This is a genomic window from Lachnospira hominis (ex Liu et al. 2021) (assembly GCF_014287955.1).
Classification (GTDB): Bacteria; Bacillota; Clostridia; order Lachnospirales; family Lachnospiraceae; genus Lachnospira; species Lachnospira hominis.
The window spans coordinates 1-21994 of sequence record NZ_JACOPD010000003.1 but is presented as its reverse complement, the minus strand read 5'-3'; the positions used below and the strand labels follow the sequence as shown (position 1 = coordinate 21994).

Sequence of the window (21994 nt, the reverse complement as noted above, 5' to 3'; positions counted from 1 at the left end):
TATCTCCCTCATAAAATTATCGGGGCTGCCACACCGGATTGGTGTGGCAGCCCCGCATTTACCTTAATTCCAGATTTCGTCCTTAAATACAATCTTTCTGTATGTCTCGAATGTAATCCATTTATTAAAGAATTCACTGCTTATATTACCATTCTGTGCATTAAGCTCAGAAAGAAAAGCTTTCAAATCTTTCTCATCCGCAATCTTAACAGCAAAACCGCGTCCGTTGATTACAGGAACATCTGAATATCCATACTCGTCAAGGCTTCCGATTCCGACAACCATACGGTCGCGAACCTTAACTGCAACTTTATCACGAAGAACCACAATATCAAAATCATCAGGATAACTGTAACTTTCACCATTTACAGGAATCTCGTCACCGACTGTATATGTCTTTCCTGAAGGTCTTACCTTGTTAATTGTCATACTGTCGAGATTATAATAGAACTCCTCAAAAATATCACCGTTTGCCTTATATGAACCATATACAAACGCAGCCTTTAAATCCTTGCTGTCATCAACCTTTGATGTCTCTACAACACCGCACGCAGATGTCATGTTTGTAATTCTGTCGATAAGAATAAGCTCGCCGAGTGTCTTATGTTTCTTGAACTCATCAATAACAATTTCTTCCTGAAGTGCAATATCACATACGGCAATCTCATTTTTCTTTAATACATTGGCAGCAATATACTCACCTGTATTAACATCAATCTTATACTGTATATTTTTAAGGATGGCTGGCATCTGCTTTGTTCCGAGTTTTACAATATAATCAGTTCCCGGCGTAAGCTCGTTATCGTCCATCCACAGAATTGTTGCAGTAAATGACTTGCTTATAGGAAGATTGTTTCCTGCCGCAAGAACACAGCCTCTTGAAACATCAACTTCCTTATCAAGCTGGATTGTAACAGGCTGACCCATAAATGCACTCTGTGAATCCTTGTCACCGACAAGAATACTCTTAACATGTGCATGTTCTTTGCTTGGAAGTGTTACAATGTCATCACCGACTTTGATTTCACCTGATTCAATCTGACCCTGGAATCCTCTGTATGTATGGTCAGGACGGCATACACGCTGTACAGGCATATAGAAGCCCTCTTCCTGCTTCTTTTCAGTAACATCTACATTTTCAAGATATGTAAGAAGTGCTTCACCCTTATACCAAGGAATATTGTCTGATTTCTTAGTTACATTATCGCCCTCTGTAGCTGATACAGGAATAATGTATACACTCTCAAGCGAAAGTTCTTTTGAAAGCTCATCTATCTGTGATTTAATCTCATTAAACCTGTTCTCGTCATAACCGACTAAGTCCATTTTATTTACTGCAAATACAAAATACTTAATTCCCATAAGTGCACAGATTCTTGCATGTCTTCTTGTCTGGACAAGAACACCCTGCTTTGCATCGATAAGAATTACGGCAAGGTCTGCAAATGAAGCACCGACCGCCATGTTTCTTGTATATTCCTCATGTCCCGGCGTATCGGCAACGATAAAGCTTCTGTTATCTGTTGTAAAATATCTGTATGCAACATCAATAGTAATTCCCTGTTCTCTTTCTGCCATAAGACCGTCAAGAAGAAGTGAATAATCAATAGCACCGCCGCGGCTTCCGACTTTACTGTCAAGTTCAAGTGCCTTTTCCTGGTCGGCATATAAAAGTTTTGAATCATATAAAATATGACCTATAAGAGTTGATTTTCCGTCATCAACGCTTCCGCATGTAATAAATTTTAATAAACTTCTCATCCTAGAAATAACCCTCCCTTTTTCTTCTTTCCATGCTTCCTGCCGCCTCGTTATCAATAACTCGGGTTGTTCTCTCGGAAGATACGGCTGAAAGTGTCTCATCAATAATTTCATCAAGTGTCTTTGCTGTAGATTCTACACCGCCTGTAAGAGGATAGCATCCAAGTGTACGGAATCTTACGCTCTTCATCTCTACCTTCTCGTCCGGTCTTAATTTCATTCTGTCATCATCAACCATGATAATATTGCCGTCACGGTATACAACAGGTCTTACATCTGCAAAATAAAGAGGTACAATCTCAATCTTTTCTCTCTTTATATACTGCCATATATCTGCCTCTGTCCAGTTTGAAATAGGGAAAACTCTTATGCTCTCGCCCTTGTGGATTTTTGAGTTATATAACTTCCACATTTCAGGACGCTGGTTCTTAGGATCCCATGCATGGTTTTCATTTCTGAATGAGAAAATTCTTTCCTTTGCTCTTGATTTTTCCTCATCTCTTCTACCACCGCCGAAAGCCGCTGTAAAACCGTATTTGTTTAACGCCTGCTTTAAAGCCTGTGTCTTCATGATATCTGTATATGCAGAACCGTGGTCAAATGGGTTGATTCCCTGCTTTACGCCATCTTCATTGATATATTCAAGCATTTCTATTCCAAGCTTTTTAGCCTGCTCATCCCTGAACTTAATCATTTCTTTGAATTTCCATGTTGTATTTACATGTAAAAATGGAAATGGTGGTTTTTCCGGATAAAATGCCTTCATTGCAAGATGAAGCATTACCGAGCTGTCCTTTCCTATTGAGTAAAGCATTACCGGCTTTTCACACTCAGCTGCAACTTCACGGATTATGTAAATTGCTTCTGCTTCAAGTGCATCAAGATGTGATAATTTTTCCATTACATTTTTCCTCCATTCACTTAATATTTGTTAGATTCTTTTTTATCTATAATTATTGTTTCTGTGCTTCCGTCTGTTTTATGGATATTCCAGTCAAGGAAATGGTCTCTTGATTTTACCGTCATACTGCTTCCCATTCCTCCTATATCCGCTCCGAGATAAAGTCCTATGGCATCAAACTGACACTCCTTTATACATGAGCAGCACCCCCAGCAATCCTTAGGATACTTAATAAATGCCTTTCCATCCTCATCTTTTTTGATAAGGCTTCCGGGACAGACCTGCGTACATTTGCCGCATTTTCTGCATTTTTCTTTATCAATTATTATGCTCATAGCTCTCACCCCTTCCCACAAGCTGTCTTGTGATTATCTTTATTTCTCCGTCAACTTTCTTTGAATTGACGTATTTGAGCCATTCATCACTCTTTTCAGGGTAATCAAGATTCTCATCAAAACTGTGCCACCGTGTCTCTTTTCTCGCTTTAAGATGCTCTATAAGTGTAAGGCATACTGTAAGTCTTTCCTTTAACTCATATGCAAACATAAGCTCATGGCAGTCATCAGCACTGACATTTTCAGCAAGTTCCTGCAATTTCTTTATCTTTTCTTTTGCAAGTTCAAGCTGTTTTTCATTGAACTGATAATGGCTTCCGATACCTCCGGCATAAGCATCCATAACCTTCTGCATGGCATCTTCAAGCTGTTCTGTCGTGTATACACAATCTTTATTATTTAAAATTCTGTTATACTCGTTTACTTTTTCATCAAAAGCTTTATCAATGCCGCATACGACATCATTTTCATTATTTACCTTTTTATCTTCTGTTGTTTCGCTGACCTTTTGTGCATCAAGCTCTTTTACCATAGTTTCCGCAGCAATCTCACCTTCAACCATAGCCCCCGTAACATACTTCTGAGGACAGCCGCCTGCCACGTCTCCCGCTGCAAAAAGATTGTGAATTGTAGTTCTTCTTTCCGTGTCAACCCAATAGCCGCTCGCTGTGTGTCCGCCTACAACATAAGGTTCCGTTCCCTCAATCTCAACATTCTGCTCACTTGGGTTCTTTCCCGATTCAATCCACTTTAATGTCTGGCTCGGTGCCATGTTCAGATATGCTTTCTTTAACGATTCATCCTGTGCTTTGCTTATTCCTTCCGTTCTCAGATAACAAGGGCCTCTTCCCTCAATATTTTCCATGACAGTTCCGTATACTCTCTGTGAAGTTGTAAGACCATATTTTGTCTCGTATATCTCGCCCTTTGAATTAACCTGCTTTGCACCGACACCCTGTGCTATCGTTCCTGTCGGAGCTATCGTATCTTTACATCTGAGTGCTATAAAACGCATTTCAAATGTTGTCATCTCAGCTCCCGCATTTATTCCCATTGCGTATCCCGCTCCCGTATTAAACGGCGGATACCACATTTTGTGTCTTGAAAATCCCGGATTGTTTGGTCTGTAAAGACCTGCCGCACCGCCTGTCGCACAGAGAACTTTCTTAGCCTTTATAAGATATGCCGTTCCACTTTTTTCTCCGTTTTCTTCCGTTTCATCTATACTGAATCCGTATGCTCCGCAGATTGTATTATTTTCAACATAAAAATCCGTGATATTTACCCTGTTAAGAATTGTGCAGTCCGGAAGTGCTTTTACCGCATCTGCAAGAATCGGCTTGATATTCTCACCGTTAATTTTTATGTTTCTGTTGCCTCTTGCGACATATTTGCCGTTCTCATCCTTTAAAATGACAAGTCCAAGTTTTTCCATCTTTTCCGTGACACGGTTAAGTCCCTCAGACATTGTAAGAAGCAAATCCTCTCTTACAATTCCGTCTGCGTCTTTCTTTGCGTAATCAACATAATCTTCAGGCTTTCTGCCCTCAACGATGTATGCGTTGATTGCATTTACTCCAGCTGCAAGACAGCCGCTTCTTTTTATATTGGCTTTCTCTGCGATAAGCACAGAATATCCCGATTTTTCTGCAATCGTCAACGCAGCATAACAGCCTGCTGTTCCGCCGCCGATGATAAGTATGTCTGTATTAAGTGTCTCTCTTTTTTTAATCTGCATAACACATTTCTCCAATCCCTAGATATAGAATACGTCATCTTCCTGCATTTCTTTATTTTCACACAAATATGCTTTCGTGTCGTCCATTACATAGATTCTGTATATTAAAAGATTAACTTTTTCGCCAATCTCAAGTGAATCTTTCTCAAGCGACCACTCGCCTGTGATTTTTATTCCATGGACATCAATCGTAACGTCAAGCCTGTTGCCACGGAAAACAACGTCCTCGACAATTCCTGTCTCTGCCGCACTCATGTATCTGTCGAGCTTTCCAAACTTTGAAATTTTGACAAATTCAGGTCTTATAACCGCCTTGTCCGCTCCCTCTATCTTGTCAAAGCCGTTCAATGTATCATAATTATGTACTTCTGACGGCCTTCCGATAAATTGTGCAACAAATGGTGTATCAGGTGATTTGTAAATCTGTGACGGCGTTCCCATCTGCTCGATTTTACCGTGGTTCGTAATGATAATCTCATCGGCAACCTCAACAGCTTCGTCCTGGTCGTGCGTTACAAATATACTCGTAATTCCAAGCTGTGTAACCATGCTTCTAAGCCACAGTCTCAATTCAGAACGAACCTTTGCATCAATGGCGGCAAATGGTTCATCAAGCAGAAGCACCTGCGGATTCGGAGCTAATGCTCTTGCGAAAGCAACTCTTTGTCTCTGTCCGCCTGAAAGCTGGTTCGGATACCTTTTTTCCATTCCCGAAAGCCCTGTTATCTCAAGAAGTTTCATAACGCGTTCTTTTATTTCGGCTTTCGGAACCTTCTGTAATTCAAGTCCAAATGCCACATTATCGTATACCGTCATATATCTGAATAATGCGTAACTTTGAAATACAAAGCCGATTCCTCTCTTTGATGCAGGAATATCATTAACACGTTTTCCGTCTATAAAAATATCTCCCGCATTAGGAGTCTCAAGCCCTGCAATCATTCTAAGAAGCGTTGTCTTTCCGCTTCCCGACGGTCCGAGAAGTGCGACAAGCTTACCTTTTTCAATTCCGAAACTCACATTGTCAGAAGCCCTGAAATCGCCATATTGTTTATAAATATTTTTCATTTCAACATACATATTTCACACCACTCTCAAGAAGCTGCCTGCTCCTGACCTTTCTTTTTCGCCCTGTATTCAAGTATATTTCTAAGCACAAGCACAACAACCGCAATAATAACAAGTATTGAAGATGCTGCAAATGCCGCCGTAATCGAGTTTTCCGTTCCAGACATATACAATGCGTCTATTTCAAGAGGAAGTGTAAATGTCTCGCCTCTCGTCTTTGATAATGCATTTACCGCACCAAACTCGCCGAGTGCTCTCGATGTACAAAGAATAATTCCATATATTAAAGCCCATTTTATCTGAGGAAACGTAATCTTAAAAAAGATTTTGAATCCGCCCGCTCCCATAAGAGCCGCCGCTTCCTCCTCGTCTTTTCCCTGTGCATTAAGCACCGGAATAATCTCTCTTGATACAAACGGAAATGTTACAAATATTGTCGCAAGCACAACTCCGGGAATTGCAAATGCGATTCTTACATTCGCTCCGAATACCGAATTAAACCATCTTATAACAGGATAAAACCAGCCGAGACGCCCGAATGTCATAAGAAACGCAAGTCCAACGATAACGGGTGATATTGAGAACGGAATATCAATAAGTGTCGCAAGCACCTGTTTTCCCTTAAATGAAAACTTTGTCGTAACCCATGCCGCACACAATCCAAAAAATGTATTGATAACAACCGCAATAACAGTTGCAAACAAAGTAACCTTCAAAGCACTGACAACATATTTTGACGATACCGATTTAAAATAAAATCCAAGTCCCTGCTTGAGCGAGCTGGATACAATACAAAACAGCGGCATCACAAGCATAAAAAATACAAATAAAACGCTTATTGTTATAAGAACATATTTAGTTATCTTTTTTCTTTTTTCAAATTTTTCCTGTTCATTCATAACTTTTCCCATCCTGTTTTTATCATCCGCCATTTTAACATTGTATGATTATATATTATTGGTTCTTTTTGCCTGCTTCATCTGGATAACATTTATCGCAAACAAAAGCAGAAATGATATTACAAGCATCACAAGTGCTATAGCTGTTGCCGACGCATAATCAATATAACTTAACTTCTGCATTATTACATACGATACAACCTGTGTATGCTCTTTGGCACTGTTGCCCGAAATGTAAATAACGCTTCCATACTCACCGATTCCTCTTGCAAATGCAAGCCCAAAACCTGTAAGTATCGCAGGTCTCAACTCGGGAAGTATTACCTTAAAAAATGTCTTTGACGGCGACGCACCAAGTATGTAAGCTGCTTCCTCATACTGTCCGTCAAGTTTTTCAAGCACCGGCTGCACATTTCTTACTACAAACGGAATTCCGATAAATATAAGTGCAACTATAATTCCAAGATGTGTGTAACTTACCTTAATTCCTATTGCGGCAAGCGGTTTTCCAAGTATTCCCGTATCCGAATACATCTTTGAGAGCGTTATGCCCGCAACTGCTGTCGGAAGTGCAAAAGGAAGCTCTATAAATCCGTCAAGAATACGCTTTCCGGGAAAGTCATATTTTACAAGTGTCCATGCAAGAATTACTCCAAATATTACATTTATCACCGCCGCTATAAAAGAACAGACAATACTCGTCGTAAATGCGTAAACTACATTCTGCTTTGTAATCAGTTTTATAAATTCCGACGGTGGCAGTTTCAGCGAATATACCATAACCGATGCCAGCGGAATCAATACAATAAGTGAAAGCATCGTCACCGTAATTCCCATTGTAAGCTTAAAGCCCGGAATCACTCTGGTTTTCTTTGCTTTTTTTAATTTTACGGTTTCTTCCATACTTATTTTTCCTTTCCGCTTTTATTTCTGTGTATATATAAATATAATTTTCGCACAACTTCATACCCTATATAAATACAACTTCATATCTGCACTTAGTTACACAGCTTGTCAAACAATGCACCGTCATCAAAATACTGTTTATACGCATTGTCCCAGCCGCCGAAATCATTAATTGTTGTACATTTTACATTCAGATTAAATTTATCCGAATATTCATTAAGGATTTTTTCATCACTTGGGCGATATCCGTAATCAGCCACAAGTCTCTGGGCATTTTCCGAATACAGATAAGAAAGATATTCTCCTGCTGCCTGCCCTGATTTATTAACTTTTACATTATCATCAACAACCGCAACGCTCGGCTGTGCAAGAATACTTACTGACGGCGTTACAATCTCATATTGCCCCGGATAATTGGCGACTGTCATCATTGCTTCATTTTCCCATGCAATAAGAACATCGCCTTTCTGATTCTCAACGAATGTTGTCGCTGAACCTCTCGCTCCCGAATCAAGAACTGATACATTAGCATACAATTTTTTGATAAATTCATTCTGCTTAGCTGTATCCGTATATTTCTCCCTGGCATAACTTAATGCCGCAAGAAAATTCCAACATGCACCGCCGCTGCTTTTCGGGTCCGGCGTTATAACTTCAACACCGTCTTTAATCAAATCATCCCAGTCTTTTATATTTTTCTCATTTCCTTTTCTTACAAGAAAGACCATTGTTGAAGTGTATGGTGCGGAATCATTGTCATATTCCTGCTTCCAGCCACTGTCAACAAGTCCGGTTTTTTCAATAAGTGAAATATCATGTTCAAGTGCAAGTGTGACAACATCTGCATTACAGCCTTCAACAACTGACCTTGCCTGACTCCCGGAACCGGCATGTGACTGTATTACATTCACCGGCTCACCATATTTTTCTTCATAATAGCTTTTGAAAATCTCATTATAGCTTTCATAGAATTCCCTTGTGGCATCATATGAAACATTGGTGATTGTCATTATATTCGATTTTTCACGGCCGCATCCCGCAAGCCCCGTAAAAACACATGCAGCTAACAAAACTGCCTGCATTTTATATATTTTTTTCATATGGTTTACCACCCATTCCTACAGCTTAAAATTCAAATAATGATGTCGATAAATATCTTTCTCCCGTATCAGGAAGGAGAACAACTATATTCTTTCCTGCATTTTCAGGCTTTCGTGCCTCCTTTAAGGCTGCACAAAGAACTGCTCCCGAAGATATTCCAACAAGCAGGCCTTCTGACTTTGCAACCTGTCTCGTCGTCTCAAACGCCTCGTTATTTCCTATAGTTATAATCTCATCAACTATACTTGTATCCATAACCTCAGGTATGAATCCGGCTCCTATACCCTGTATCTTGTGAGGACCAGCACTACCACCGGAAAGAACCGGTGAACCCGAAGGCTCCACGGCAACTATTTTTGCATTAATTCCAGCTTCTTTAAGACCTTTTGCAGTTCCCGTTATAGTTCCGCCTGTTCCAACTGATGCAATGAATATATCAACCTTTCCGTCTGTCGCTTCTGCGATTTCCTTTGCTGTTGTAACCCTGTGAATCTCAGGATTGGAAGGATTGTCAAACTGCTGTGGAATAAATGCGTTGCCGTATTCTTCCTTTAACTGTTCAGCCTTTGCTATTGCACCTTTCATTCCGAGTCTTCCCTGTGTGAGAACAACTTCTGCTCCAAGTGCCGTTACAATCTTTCTTCTCTCTACACTCATAGTGTCAGGCATAGTAAGAATAAGCTTTAATTTCTTTGCGGCACACACACCAGCAAGTCCTATTCCCGTATTGCCGCTTGTAGGCTCTATAATAACCGTATCTTTATTAATCTTTCCCTGTTTGATTCCGTCTTCAATCATCGCATATGCAACTCTGTCTTTCACGCTGCCAAGCGGATTGAAATATTCAAGCTTTGCTATTATGTTTGCACTAACATTATTGTCCTCTTGAAAGTTACATAACTGCAACATCGGAGTACGTCCAATAAGCTCTGTTATCTGTTTTGCTATCTCTGCCATAATAACCCTCTTTTCTTTTTAAGTTCTGCAACTTTTATTATAATACACTACTATTCATATCGTTTCAATAGGATTTAAGAATTTATTTAAAATTTTTTCCAGTTCTTCATCATCCGGAATGTTTCTCCGGCTGTATGTAAGCTCTGCCATATATGAAAGAAAACGTGCCCTTAGCACATCATTGCTTATCTTTTGTTTAGCGTAAGGACGCAATTTTTCAAGGTAATCAAGTATTTCTTCTATATTGTCAGGCAGAATATTGTCAATTTCTCCGGCAAGAAGTGTTGTGATTCTTGGGCTTGCACCACTTGACGATATTCCTATTTCCAGCTTTCCGCGGCTTACAACCGACGGGAATATAAAATCACATTTATCTTTTACATCAACTACATTAATAAGTATTCCTTTATCGTTACAAAGACTTGTTATATGCTCATCAAGTTCTTCATCACCTGCCGCTGCAATAACAAAACGCACACCTTCTACGTCGCTGTCCTCAAACTCTCTTTCTTCCCACTCAACACCTTTAATATTTTTAATTCTCTCATCAACCTTTTTGGCAACAACCTTTATCTTAGGTCCATAATCCAGTATTCTCTTCACCTTGTGAAGTGCAACCTTTCCGCCGCCAACAATAAGTACCGAAACATCCTTTAATTCTACATAAAATGGAAAATATGCCATAATTGTCCACCCTCCTCTAATACAAAATATCCGCAAGTTTCTGATAAGCCTCACCCCAACGCTCATTAGGCTTAAAATTGTAAAGACTCTTATCAAGCACATAATATCTGTTATTTTTTACTGCTGTAAGACTGTTCCATACAGGATTGCTCTTTAAAAGTGTGTCAACATTCTTTAATGCCGCCTCAGTATTAGTTCCCTGAATTGTCACAAAAATAAAATCGGGGTCTTCCTTTACAATAGCCTCGAGACTCAGGTCATCAAGCAAAGAACTGTCGCTGTCGGCAATATTTACACATCCCAAATCTTTTAAAATCTCGCCGCTTACAATTCCATCGCTGCCCTTCGCCTTGATATTTTTGGAAGCTGCACGAAGAAGCAATATCTTAGGATTGCTGCCGTCAATCTGTTTTTTTGCATTTTCAACTTCTGTCCGCACAGAAACACCATTTTTTTCATATAAATCCTTGCGTCCCGTTATATCTGTGCATATATCAAGCATTGCTATATAGTCTTCATAATTATTAACATCAAAATATGCAACTGTAATTCCTGCATTTTCCAATGTTGCAAGCATTTCGACATCAGGCTTTGTATTGGCACTGGCAATAACAAAATCAGGCTGTGAAGCTATAAGAAGCTCTACATTCGGTTCAAGTATCGCCCCAAGCTTGACAACAGAATCGTCGAGTCCCAAATCAAGGCTGTCCCACGCATCATTAACCGAAGCCACAAGCTTTCCGCCCGCAAGAAGCCACACATCAGAAAAACTTCCGAGAAGCGAAGCCGTTCTGTCTGCCGATTTTACGGTAACACTTCTGCCCAGTGCATCTGTAAATGTAACACCGTCCTGCACATCAGCATTGGCATTATCAGAATTTTTCACTCCGCATCCTGCAAGTGCAAATATTGAAATTAATGTTGTAATAATTAGTACGTCTGCAATTAATTTTTTAACTGTCTTCTTCATATTCTACCTTTCCTACCGTATTACTATGTTTTATTTTTCATAGCGTACTATAATTTCATATAAAATGCAACAAAAATATGCTACAATTGTTTGAGGTTTATTATTGAAAATATGGAAACGGAGGATAATTATGTATTCAAATTATTTTACTGAAATAATACCCTATGCCGGATATGATATAAAACAGATTGCATGGCACGAATGTATGGCATGCGGCAACGGACACATAGGCGTTCTCACATCTGGTGCCCCCAAAAACGACAGCTTTATTTTTCAGAATACTGAATTTGTAATGCCATCAGACGAGCCAAGATGTGTTCCCGCAGAAGTAACAGAACAGCTTGACGAAGCAAGACAATCTGTAATAAATATGGACGACACATGGAATATACATAACAGAAAAAGAACCAATATGTACTGTTATCATCCGGGCCACCAGTTAAGAATATCTTTAAAAAATGCCTCAGATATTACAGACTTTGTGCGTTCTACAGATTATGAAACATCTGAGCTGGTTTCATCGTATAACATGTCAGAATACAATACATATGCAAATCATATAAAAAAACGTACCTTCGCATCATCTGTTGACGATGTAATAATCACAGAAATATCAGGTAACAGTTTCACTGTTGACATATCAATTGATGATTTTGAATCAATGCACAAATTTGGCAGACAAAAAAGCGGTGACGCACCCGAATTAAATATGAAATATACGCGGTTTGCAACTGATGGATTAATCGGCTTTTGTGCATTGTATCCGCAATACGAAGAAAGTGAATTAAAAAATGGAGGATTTGCAGGCGTAACACGCATTATCCCTTATGACGGAACAACTTCCCTATCTTTTACGGACACTGATATGCGTGCAAAATCATGCCTTGACCCCAAAAATCCCATCATAACATTTTCAGGCAAAAAACTTGTTCTTATAACATACCTTGACTGGACTTATAAACAGCCTGATAAAATAACCGCAGATTTTTTCACAATTCCACTTGTCTCACAATGTATAAATAAAATTAATAAAACATTAATAAAATACGCTGACGCAAGTTCTTTATTTTCATATGAAGCTGCACTAAAGCCTCATATAGAAAAATACAGCAGTATTTTTAACCATGTCAGCCTGAAACTTAACAACGCCGATAAAGCTCTCAGCAACGAAGAATTATTACAAAAGCAGAAAAAAACTGATTACATACTGCCTGAACTTCTGAAACGTGTATACAACCATGGCAGATATGCAATGTATTCCTGTGCCGGACATACTGCACCTCGTCTTTCGGGGCTTTGGACAGGCGAATGGAATATGCTGTGGAGAAGTGCCTACACAATGGACGCCAATGTAAATATTCAGGTATCAGGCATGAACACATGCGGAATGTATGATGCAGGCAAAGGTTACATCTGGTTTGTGTTAAAACAGATTCCCGACTGGGAAATCAATGCCAAAGCCGTTTACGGCATGAAAAACGCTGTCCTCACCCCCGTAAATACCGACGGTCACCGTGCAATGATGGTTGAATATGACATCAATTATCCATTTCAGTACTGGAATGCTGGAGCAAGCTGGATGATTATTCCGATTTATGAATTCATGCAAGTCTATGGCAACGTCACAATCACAACACACGATGAAAATATAATACGTATATATAATAAAAACATTTTCCGCATTAAAGAAGACATTCTTCTTCCTTTACTTGCAAAAACATTCAACTTCTGGGAACAGCTTTGTACTCCCGAATATTTTACAGATTCAAACGGAAATGCCCGCTTTGTAAAGGGAAAAACATCATTGGAACCAGATGAAAAATACCTTATAATACCATCGTTTTCACCCGAAAACAAACCGCTCGGTTATAAAAGTGCAATCACTGCCAATGCGGCTATGGATATAGCTGCTGCCGTTGATTCTCTTAATATGTACAAAAATATACTCTCAGACATAAAGCCTAATGGTTATCAGAAAACCCTTGAAAAAATCACACATCTGATATCGTGCCTGCCTGTATATATGTTTGATAAAAGCGGTGCAATAAAAGAATGGTCCATGAACGAATACAAAGAAAATAATGCCCACCGCCACATAAGCCATCTTTATTGTGCATGGCCATCATCAGAAACACAGCACAATCACGCACTTGCATCCGCATGCCGTCAGGCAATAATTAACCGTAACCGCGAAAACACGGGAAAAGACGACACCGCATCACACGGCTGGATTCACAAAGCTCTCGTAGAAGCCCGCCTCAAAAACCCGGAAGCTGTATATAATACGCTTTTGCTGCTTTTTAAAAGCGGCATATTTTACAACACATTTTTTACAGACCATAATACAGACCGCTCAAAAGGCGTATTCTGCACAGACACTCTTCTCGGAATAGTCGGCATCATAAACGAAATGCTGGTGTACTCTGACGAATGTACGGTCGAACTGCTCCCTGCATTAAACACAGGTCTTATTAACGGCGAAATATGCGGTCTTCTCACAAAATGCGGCATAAAAATAAACCGCCTGTTATGGAATAATAACAAGCGGTCTGTATACATAGATATATCTGCATTACGTGATACATCATTCAATCTTATATATGATAATGAATCAATACACCTTGATATGAAATCTGGCGAACAGACATTACATAAATTCCTTCATTGATGTATACACATGGAAACCTTTATCAGTCAGATACTTTTCAACTTCAAAGCTGTCTTCTGTTCTGAATACAATAACAGGCTCCTGGTTATGGCTTACAAATGTAAAAATGCAGTCCAGATTAGTACGTGCATTTTTAAGTTCCTTTAAAAAATCAGACATATTTGTAAATCTTTCCTGGAGTCTGACTGCTATTACGAATCTTTCAAGTACAGTATATCCCTTTGAAGAAAGCACATCATTACATCTGTCAGGGTCGTCCACTATCATATGAAACACACCAAAATCCGTAGCATCATATGTTGACAGTCCATAACATTCAATATTATTTTCCTTTAAAATTTCAACAACATTAAATAAGTTACCCGGATTGTTGGAAACAAGTACCGATAATTGCTTAATCACAGATTAGCCCTCCTTTAATTTTAAATACAATTATTGTATTGTACCACCTCTGTATGACATAAGCAATGTTTTAATTATTTTATTCCTCTAAAAGCCATTTCCATGCAGGAACAACATCAATTATATCAACTATATCATCTTTGAAGTTACTGTCTGATATTATATTTTTTCTCAGTTTTTTCACGGCGTATATCCATCACTAATAAGCTGCCATTTCCCATTTTCATCTTTTTTTTGGAATATCCATTTCCAGTCATTATATGTTGTATTTCTGTTCATTTTACCTATTTTTTTGTTTCCGGTAATAATTTTTGTATGCAATGTTATTTTACTGTCGGACGCAGTCTTATAATTTTCCCCACCTGTCTGCGTATACCACATATCTGATATGCTGCATCCAGCATAAGATTTTTCAAAAATACTTTTAAGCTCACTCATTGCCTCTTTAACTTCAAGTGATGTAAAAGGAGCCGAACCATTAACTATTCGTCCCTCTTCAATACATACACCGCCTTTGGATGTATTAACAATATTTTGTATAATAAATACTATAATTACAGCAATTATTAATCCACTCACTGCTATCACTATTTTTCTTTGTTTTTTCATTTTACACCCCCGCTTTTTCTGCTATTTTCTTATAATTCCATAAGCTGAATATCCTGCATATTGTTCCCAAGGATTACTTCTGAACTCATTACCTAAAACAATACACTGTCTAATTTCATATTACATAATCTGACACTTTTTTCAATAATAACTCTGTGAACAAATAGTATAACCCTTTTTGTGTATATTTTTCACACAATTCAAACTGTTATTTTATTATAATATTGGGGATTTTATTAAAAATAATATTTTAAGACTTCTTTTAGATATTCTCTCCTATGTAAAGCTTATATTCTAATCTCTTTGCAAACTCAGCAATAACAAAGCCACATAATCAAAGAGCATACCAGCCTAAAAGCAACTTGACTCTGTCATTAATTGTTCCATGAAATTTGTCACTGGATTTCTCATAAACAAAAAATTAGACTGCATCACAAAACAACCAATGTTACATAAAATATCAACTATATTATCTTTGAAGTCACTGTCTGATATTATATTTTTTCTCAAATTCTTCTTCAGGTACCGGGCGTGAAAAATAATATCCCTGAAACATCCTGCAGCCCATCTGTATAAGCATTGTAAGCTGCTGGGATGTTTCAACACCCTCTGTTATAACTTCCATTCCGAGTTTCTGTGCAAGGAAAATAATACTTTCAAGAATATCCTGGCCTTTCAACTCATTCTCCGTGGCATTTAAAAATCCCATATCAATCTTTAAAATATCAGCACTTATATCTTTAAGCATATTAAGAGAAGAATATCCGCTTCCAAAATCATCAATTTCAATCTTAAAGCCATAATCCTGAAGGCATTTTATAATTTTAATATTTCTCTCAAAATTATCCATAATAGTTGTTTCAGTTATTTCAAGCTTTAACTTTTCCGGATTAATTCCATTTCTTTCAACAATATCTACAAATGTTTCATAAACATCAACAAGATAAAAATCTTTTGTAGATATATTAACAGATATATGATACTGTTCTTTTCCCAGTTCTTTCCACTCTTTTAATTTAGCTGCCGCTTTTTCCCACATATATTTGTCAATTTTGTAGATAAGTCCTGCCTTTTCAAGCACATCAACAAATACTGCCGGAGATAACAGGCCTTTTACAGGATGTCTCCATCTCACCAATGCTTCAGCACCTCTGGCAACTCCCTTAAAATCAACCTGCGGCTGAAGATACATAACAAATTCTTCATTATTTAACGCACGCTCAAATTCACCAATAATACGTCTCTCTTCAATTGAATTTTCAAGCATTGCATTATTATAATATGCTATATAACTGTGATAATCATTTTTAATTGTATCGCCTGCAATATTAGCCTTATCGCACATTATACTGACAGGCTCATCCAAATTTTCAATATCATAAACCCCTATAAATACATGCATTCTGAATGCATTATTATCAAACTGTTTTTTAAATTCATTCAGTCTGCTTATAATCGCTTTTTCATTGAATTTTTCTTTTGGCATACATAGTGCAAACCTGTCATTTTCAATTCTTGCACATATTGAATCATCTTCCAGATATTTATTAAGAAATTCTCCTACTTTAACAAGAACTTCATCACCTTTTTTCAGTCCAAATAATTCATTAATAAATTTAAAATCTTTTATATTACTGCACAATATACAATACTGTATGCCACTGTTTTTATTTACGATTTCATGTACATGGCTATAAAAATATTCTTTATTATATAATCCTGTAAGGCTGTCGTGTGATGCTTTATACTTTTCAATTTCAATCGACTTTATATCTTCGGTCTTATCATTAAATACAAAATAATCGCATATAAAATTATTTTTATCATCAAATATACGTTTATATATCACATCATAATTTTTACTTTCACCATCAACGACTTTCACAGCTGAATACTCAATATTATTTTCTCTTTTATCTGCAATTTCCTCAAGCCATCTGTGATATCCCGTTTCCAACTCACTATACTCATCACACAAACTAAATACTTTTTTTATATAATCATTACAATGTATACATTTTCCCCTGTTATCAAAACATATAATTCCGCTATTCATATCTTTTATAACAAGTGAAAGCGTATTTTCAATCAGTTCCTCAGGAACATAACTCAATGTAAAATAATATATAAACACTGACATCAACCCAAATGCTACAACTGAAATGTCATAAACAGAATTAGATTTAAAGAAAATAATATCTAATACAGCTGCTATAAAAAGTGATGCAAAAATAACTTCATATCTTATTCTGTAAAACTTGGAAGATTTCATTATCATAAACATGTATGAAACGAGAAGAAGAAGCACAACTGCAAAATTATATATAAAATGTATTTTTACAAAAATACTGTCTGTAAATCTTAAATGTAACTCGGCATCTGTAATAAATTCTACTGAAAACATCTGACCTGTCCATATATTGGAAAATAATAGTACAGTATCAAACATACCATATATAACCATAGCTTCTTTAATAATTCTGACTTCATCAAATAAGCCTGTATAATATTGTGTATAATACATCAATAATATAAGAAGCCAGTCATATCCTGCAAACATAAGACCACGGCAAAAAGTTACTACCTTGATATTATTGGAAAATGTAAATATCATAAATGTAATACCAAATAGTACCGCACCTGTTTCATACAAAAACACTATTCTGGCAAGATTCCCTTTTTTATTCTTTGCCTTTAACGCACATGCTCCAAGTAATATTATAAGCAATATTATAATGATTCCATAAATTATTTTCATAATATCTCCACGTTATTAAAACAATGTTTATAGTCCCATTTTTAATTCAACCGATTATACTTTATTTTATAATTTCATGTAAATAGTGCTATTGTTGTATTTTCTGTTTTTCATTTAGTACATGGTACCTGTATTACAACTTATTTTGTTGTTGCAATCATGTCGGCAATAGCCCAATTTCCCTGGTATTTTACAAAATAAAATGTTGAATCAATAACATCTTTTCTAGCACCGCCGGATGTAAGTGTCATATTCTTGGTAAATGCAATATGACATGAATAACAGTTATCGTTATATTCAATATAATTATCAACTACCACACCTGTATAAGGATTACCTGAAAGTACATGGTCACTTATAAATGTAATATCAGGACTTACCGAATAGTCTTTTGCAAGATTCCAATAATATGAATCCTCAATAAGATATTGCTGTACAGTTGCAAGACCGTGACCTGCACCGCTTAAATCATTAGTAAGGAAATTATCCCATATTTTTGCCATGTTAAGAGCCTCTTCTTTTCTGTCTGATGGCATATCAGATGAATCCCATCCTGCACCGGCTGTAATATTGCCCTTAGAATCTACATTGACAGCGACTTCACTTCCTGCCGCACTATAAATCTTAATTTCAGGTTTGTTTACAAATCCTGTCAGCTTATATTCTACAGATTTTGGCATATCAACATACTTAGATACATTAACAAAATCAGGATTTTCAACCATTTTGCCTGTTTTATAATTATCTGATACCTTAATTCCATTAACAGTAACTGTGTAATCCTGTGGAATCAAAACAGTATAGTCAGTAGTTTTAGCAGAAAATGCCGGCTCGATTGACTTGATTTTCCAATCAAATACTGTAAGAATCCCAAGAACAACATGCTGATTTTTCGCTTCAAGTGTCATCCTTGCAGCCAGTTTGTCATCAGCATATATATCATACTGCGGCTCTTCTGTATTATAACTTCCCTCTGACTTCTTATATGTATATCCGGATACACCATCAAATTCTGACATATACATATTGACAAATGTATCTTTCCCTTCAAATTCACTGCTTGCAGGAAGCTCTATATTGTCCGCAAGAGTCTTATCATCAACCATTTTTTCAAAGTCTTTAAGAAATCCATCCATAACTTTATCTGACTGTGAATTCTCATATTTCTTAACGCATGATCCTGTATATATATATACGCAGATTCCTATAATTAACAAAACAACAGCATATATGATAAGCCCTGTCCAATAATTTAATTTTATATTAAATTTTCCTGTTTTGTTTTTAGTATTGTCTTTCATTATTACAATTCTCCTCCCTCGTCTATTTAGGCATTACAACAAACGCTGTTGGCAGTTTCCATGACGAATTCTGATAATAAAATGTCACACTCGTCATCTCATAGCTGCCATTGTAAACCATAGTTGAAGAACTGCCGCCGTCAAGATTTGCTGCATTAACAGCACCGTATTCCTGCATGACTGAAATAAGGTCTGATGCCGTTGCTCCAAGATGTCCTGAAGCGCCTCTTCCATCTGTAACCAAAAGAAGAATTGCACCGTCTGCTCTTTGTCCTATAACTGTTCTTGGATTAGCTCCACTTCCCTGACCCTTTAAAGCTCTAGCCTCATTATTAATTATAAGTGAAACAAAATGATTATTTGCATCAGAACTTTCTTCCTGGAAAGCAACCGCATCCCTGATTCCGGCTTCCGCTACATATTTTTCAAAATCTGCTGCCGACATCCCATCTATATCTTTGATTACAAGAAGATTGTCCTTATTAAGCCCGATAAGGTAAAGTCCTGTCAGCGACGAAGGACTATTATATGTAATATTTCCATCCTGTACAACTATTCCAAGTGGTGAACCCCCTCTGTTTCCTGATGAAACATAAAGACCTCCGTTGACACCGGCAACTGCACCTGCACCGCTTACAATCTGGTCAAGTTCTTTACCATAATCTCCCCATGGATATGTAGTTCCTACTTTGACCTGTGAAGTATCCTTTATAATAAGCATTTTACCAAAAAAAGATCTTCCTGATATCTCTACCATTCTTATGCCATTCTCATCAAACTGCTCCGCTTCCTCATTATTATCCTTTACTGACTCATCCGAAGCAGATATATTAATAAGTGATGTATCAATATCCGAATCAAGAGTTTCCATCTTATTAGCATTAATTACCTCATTAATCTGATCATCTGTACAGAACCATGATGCAAGAAACTTCATCTGACCAGATTCAAGAACTGTTGATATAAAAAGATTTCTTGCTGATGGTGCCGAATTACTGCATATCCGTTTAATCATAAAAAATAAAGTTCCTACAAGCATTATCACTGTAACAAGAATTACTAACAATACTCTGACTATGTTTCTGGCTATTTTCTTCTTCATACTAATCTCCATTCTTTGAATTCTTTCACCATTTTATTTATTAATCAGTAATATATTTTTATAAGTCAGAAAATAGATAGCCTTTTTCTTCAGACTATCTATTTTTATCTTTAAATCTTCTCAGGAATTATCAACCAATTCATATTCCAACATCACATTTTTATTTATTTTAACATAAAACATAAAAGAATAAAAGGATAATTGTCATTTAATTCCACTTGTTTATGCACGCTTATAAACAATTGGTTCATCATATCCAAAAGTTCTTTTTCCGTTAACTTCCATGCTTTCAGATACTTCCAGACAGCTATCCGAAAACCTTTCCCAAAGCTTAAATGTCATTACCGGAGAAAACTGGCTTGTGCTGCCTCCCTCCCAGACACCATTCTTTTCATGATAAAGTGCCGGTATAAATTTTTCAGATTTTTTCAGTTCAGTATAATCAACATTCTTCATGGAATTATATGAAAATGTATTCTTATCTTCTCCTGCCGGAATTTCATATGATGAAAGACTAATTCCATCCTCAGTTTCTGTAATAAGAAAAAGATGTGGTGATGCATGTCGCTTTCCATTGATTTCATAATAACTTTCTTCAACAACAAATTTTCCATTAAAATCCACAGGAATATTTTTTATTTTATCATTACATATGGTATTGATGTGTTCTGCGTAAGGATATATTTTTCCTGTCTTCTGCATCATATCAAACTGCTCTTTGTTATCAAAATGTCCTGTCATCATTCCTATAAAATTATCAAGTTTCATCTTGTTGCCTCCATCTTAAATTTATATACAATTAATCCTGCAATGTTTTATTTTTCAGTTGCAGCCCCGGCAGTAACAACACCATTTCAATGTTCAACCGCCACGATGAGTGAACCAAAATCCCACCATCTGTGTTCTCAATTCTTTGTTCAGAACCCCTTTTACATATATGCACCAAATTGCCCAACCTGTCAACAAATATTTCCAATATTTATGCGGGTTTTCAAAATCACAATAATTAATGCATGGAAATAATAAAGAATGAATTTCTTCATAAGACGCCCGTTCCCCTCCTAGTCAGTAGGCACGAAAAGAAAAAAGGGAATGGTCAACCAACCATTCCCTTTGCAATGAGCCCACCGGGGTTCGAAGCCGTGAGACCGCTTGAACACTGGTTTTCTTCTGACTCCTTTATGGCACTAGTCCAGTAGGAGCCGATAGCATGTGTAATGATTTTTATGTAATGCTTATTGATGAAATAAGTGCCGGAAAAGTGCCTGAAATATTTTCAATTATTCTTACGTGATTTCAAGCATCATATGATTAGCTTATATGTAATGGCTAAATCCGTACCTTCCAACATCCTGTAAGTTATAGTCTTTAGTCTGCTCTTATTAGAATTAGCATTCACCAGAGTATAGACAATCCTTTCCTTTAGCTTCTCCAAATTGATTTCACAATCAAACTTAGGAAACAGGCTTCTATTAATCACATTACAATCTCATCAACTGATTCACCAGTCCAGTAACATATCTTTGCAACATTCATATCTTTTTTCCTGACCTGAATTCCTTTCAGTTTTGTGTCATTATTCTTCATAACTTCAACTCTTTTCACCTCATATTCTTCTCCAAGTCTTTTCTGCACTTCATCAATCACATCATTCATTTTGTCATCCATAACAACCTCGTATTATATAGTAGTAGTTTTTAGAGACCATCTCCAAAGTCTTAATAACTGTTAAATCATAGTCTCTTCTTTACCTCTTCTGTAGGTTCGACTATGATATATAAGATACTGTGGATTGGTTGTAATCACCTACCACCCGATGGTTTTAAGGAGGCTC

Annotated in this window: 19 protein-coding genes; 1 reads left to right on the top strand and 18 read right to left on the bottom strand. The window is 37.0% G+C overall.

Annotated elements, in window-relative coordinates:
- Positions 1-63: 63 nt before the first annotated feature.
- The 11 genes from H8S01_RS04700 to H8S01_RS04650 form a co-directional block, all read right to left on the bottom strand.
- Positions 64-1761 (bottom strand): sulfate adenylyltransferase subunit 1, encoded by a 1698-nt coding sequence (locus tag H8S01_RS04700; protein ID WP_186836365.1) that lies wholly within the window; start codon positions 1759-1761, stop codon positions 64-66.
- 1 nt (position 1762) lies between these two features.
- Positions 1763-2662 carry a sulfate adenylyltransferase subunit CysD gene (gene cysD, locus H8S01_RS04695; RefSeq protein WP_021867105.1) on the bottom strand — a complete coding sequence of 300 codons (900 nt, stop codon included), beginning with the start codon at positions 2660-2662 and terminating at the stop codon, positions 1763-1765.
- Between the two features lie 20 nt (positions 2663-2682).
- Positions 2683-2997 (bottom strand): 4Fe-4S dicluster domain-containing protein, encoded by a 315-nt coding sequence (locus tag H8S01_RS04690; RefSeq protein WP_021867106.1) that lies wholly within the window; start codon positions 2995-2997, stop codon positions 2683-2685.
- On the bottom strand, positions 2981-4735 hold the full coding sequence (locus H8S01_RS04685) for an adenylyl-sulfate reductase subunit alpha (RefSeq protein WP_186836364.1): 1755 nt from the start codon (positions 4733-4735) through the stop codon (positions 2981-2983). Before H8S01_RS04685 ends, H8S01_RS04690 begins: the two co-directional genes overlap by 17 nt.
- A gap of 18 nt (positions 4736-4753) precedes the next feature.
- Complete coding sequence (locus H8S01_RS04680) at positions 4754-5815, bottom strand: ABC transporter ATP-binding protein (protein ID WP_021867108.1); 1062 nt, start codon at positions 5813-5815, stop codon at positions 4754-4756.
- A 14-nt stretch (positions 5816-5829) separates the two neighbouring features.
- The gene (locus H8S01_RS04675) at positions 5830-6702 is read right to left on the bottom strand and encodes a sulfate ABC transporter permease (RefSeq protein ID WP_021867109.1); all 873 of its coding nucleotides are present in this window, start codon (positions 6700-6702) and stop codon (positions 5830-5832) included.
- A gap of 48 nt (positions 6703-6750) precedes the next feature.
- Positions 6751-7605: a sulfate ABC transporter permease subunit CysT gene (cysT, locus tag H8S01_RS04670; protein WP_186836363.1), complete on the bottom strand. Its 855-nt coding sequence runs from the start codon at positions 7603-7605 to the stop codon at positions 6751-6753.
- A 95-nt stretch (positions 7606-7700) separates the two neighbouring features.
- Complete coding sequence (locus H8S01_RS04665; protein ID WP_186836362.1) at positions 7701-8708, bottom strand: sulfate ABC transporter substrate-binding protein; 1008 nt, start codon at positions 8706-8708, stop codon at positions 7701-7703.
- A gap of 25 nt (positions 8709-8733) precedes the next feature.
- The gene (gene cysK, locus H8S01_RS04660) at positions 8734-9666 is read right to left on the bottom strand and encodes a cysteine synthase A (RefSeq protein ID WP_186836361.1); all 933 of its coding nucleotides are present in this window, start codon (positions 9664-9666) and stop codon (positions 8734-8736) included.
- A gap of 54 nt (positions 9667-9720) precedes the next feature.
- The gene (locus H8S01_RS04655; protein ID WP_186836360.1) at positions 9721-10350 is read right to left on the bottom strand and encodes a precorrin-2 dehydrogenase/sirohydrochlorin ferrochelatase family protein; all 630 of its coding nucleotides are present in this window, start codon (positions 10348-10350) and stop codon (positions 9721-9723) included.
- 16 nt (positions 10351-10366) lie between these two features.
- Entirely contained in the window at positions 10367-11320 is a 954-nt protein-coding gene (locus H8S01_RS04650) for an ABC transporter substrate-binding protein (protein ID WP_186836359.1), read from the bottom strand.
- Positions 11321-11450: 130 nt separating this feature from the next.
- On the opposite strand from H8S01_RS04650, the gene H8S01_RS04645 reads away from it, so the two are divergent.
- Positions 11451-13988 (top strand): glycosyl hydrolase family 95 catalytic domain-containing protein, encoded by a 2538-nt coding sequence (locus H8S01_RS04645; RefSeq protein ID WP_186836358.1) that lies wholly within the window; start codon positions 11451-11453, stop codon positions 13986-13988.
- On the opposite strand, the gene H8S01_RS04640 is transcribed toward H8S01_RS04645, so the two are convergent.
- The 7 genes from H8S01_RS04640 to H8S01_RS04610 form a co-directional block, all read right to left on the bottom strand.
- Positions 13968-14390 carry a hypothetical protein gene (locus H8S01_RS04640; protein WP_021867116.1) on the bottom strand — a complete coding sequence of 141 codons (423 nt, stop codon included), beginning with the start codon at positions 14388-14390 and terminating at the stop codon, positions 13968-13970. The two genes, H8S01_RS04645 and H8S01_RS04640, sit on opposite strands and share 21 nt — an antisense overlap.
- 180 nt (positions 14391-14570) lie before the next feature.
- The gene (locus H8S01_RS04635) at positions 14571-14999 is read right to left on the bottom strand and encodes a hypothetical protein (protein WP_186836357.1); all 429 of its coding nucleotides are present in this window, start codon (positions 14997-14999) and stop codon (positions 14571-14573) included.
- Between the two features lie 481 nt (positions 15000-15480).
- Positions 15481-17757, bottom strand: coding sequence for an EAL domain-containing protein (locus tag H8S01_RS04630; RefSeq protein WP_186836356.1), 2277 nt, complete (start codon positions 17755-17757; stop codon positions 15481-15483).
- Between the two features lie 140 nt (positions 17758-17897).
- On the bottom strand, positions 17898-19058 hold the full coding sequence (locus H8S01_RS04625; RefSeq protein WP_186836355.1) for a hypothetical protein: 1161 nt from the start codon (positions 19056-19058) through the stop codon (positions 17898-17900).
- A gap of 22 nt (positions 19059-19080) precedes the next feature.
- Entirely contained in the window at positions 19081-20160 is a 1080-nt protein-coding gene (locus tag H8S01_RS04620) for a phosphodiester glycosidase family protein (protein ID WP_186836354.1), read from the bottom strand.
- Positions 20161-20382: 222 nt separating this feature from the next.
- The gene (locus tag H8S01_RS04615) at positions 20383-20928 is read right to left on the bottom strand and encodes a hypothetical protein (protein WP_186836353.1); all 546 of its coding nucleotides are present in this window, start codon (positions 20926-20928) and stop codon (positions 20383-20385) included.
- A 708-nt stretch (positions 20929-21636) separates the two neighbouring features.
- Complete coding sequence (locus tag H8S01_RS04610) at positions 21637-21828, bottom strand: hypothetical protein (RefSeq protein WP_186836352.1); 192 nt, start codon at positions 21826-21828, stop codon at positions 21637-21639.
- Between the last annotated feature and the right edge of the window lie 166 nt (positions 21829-21994).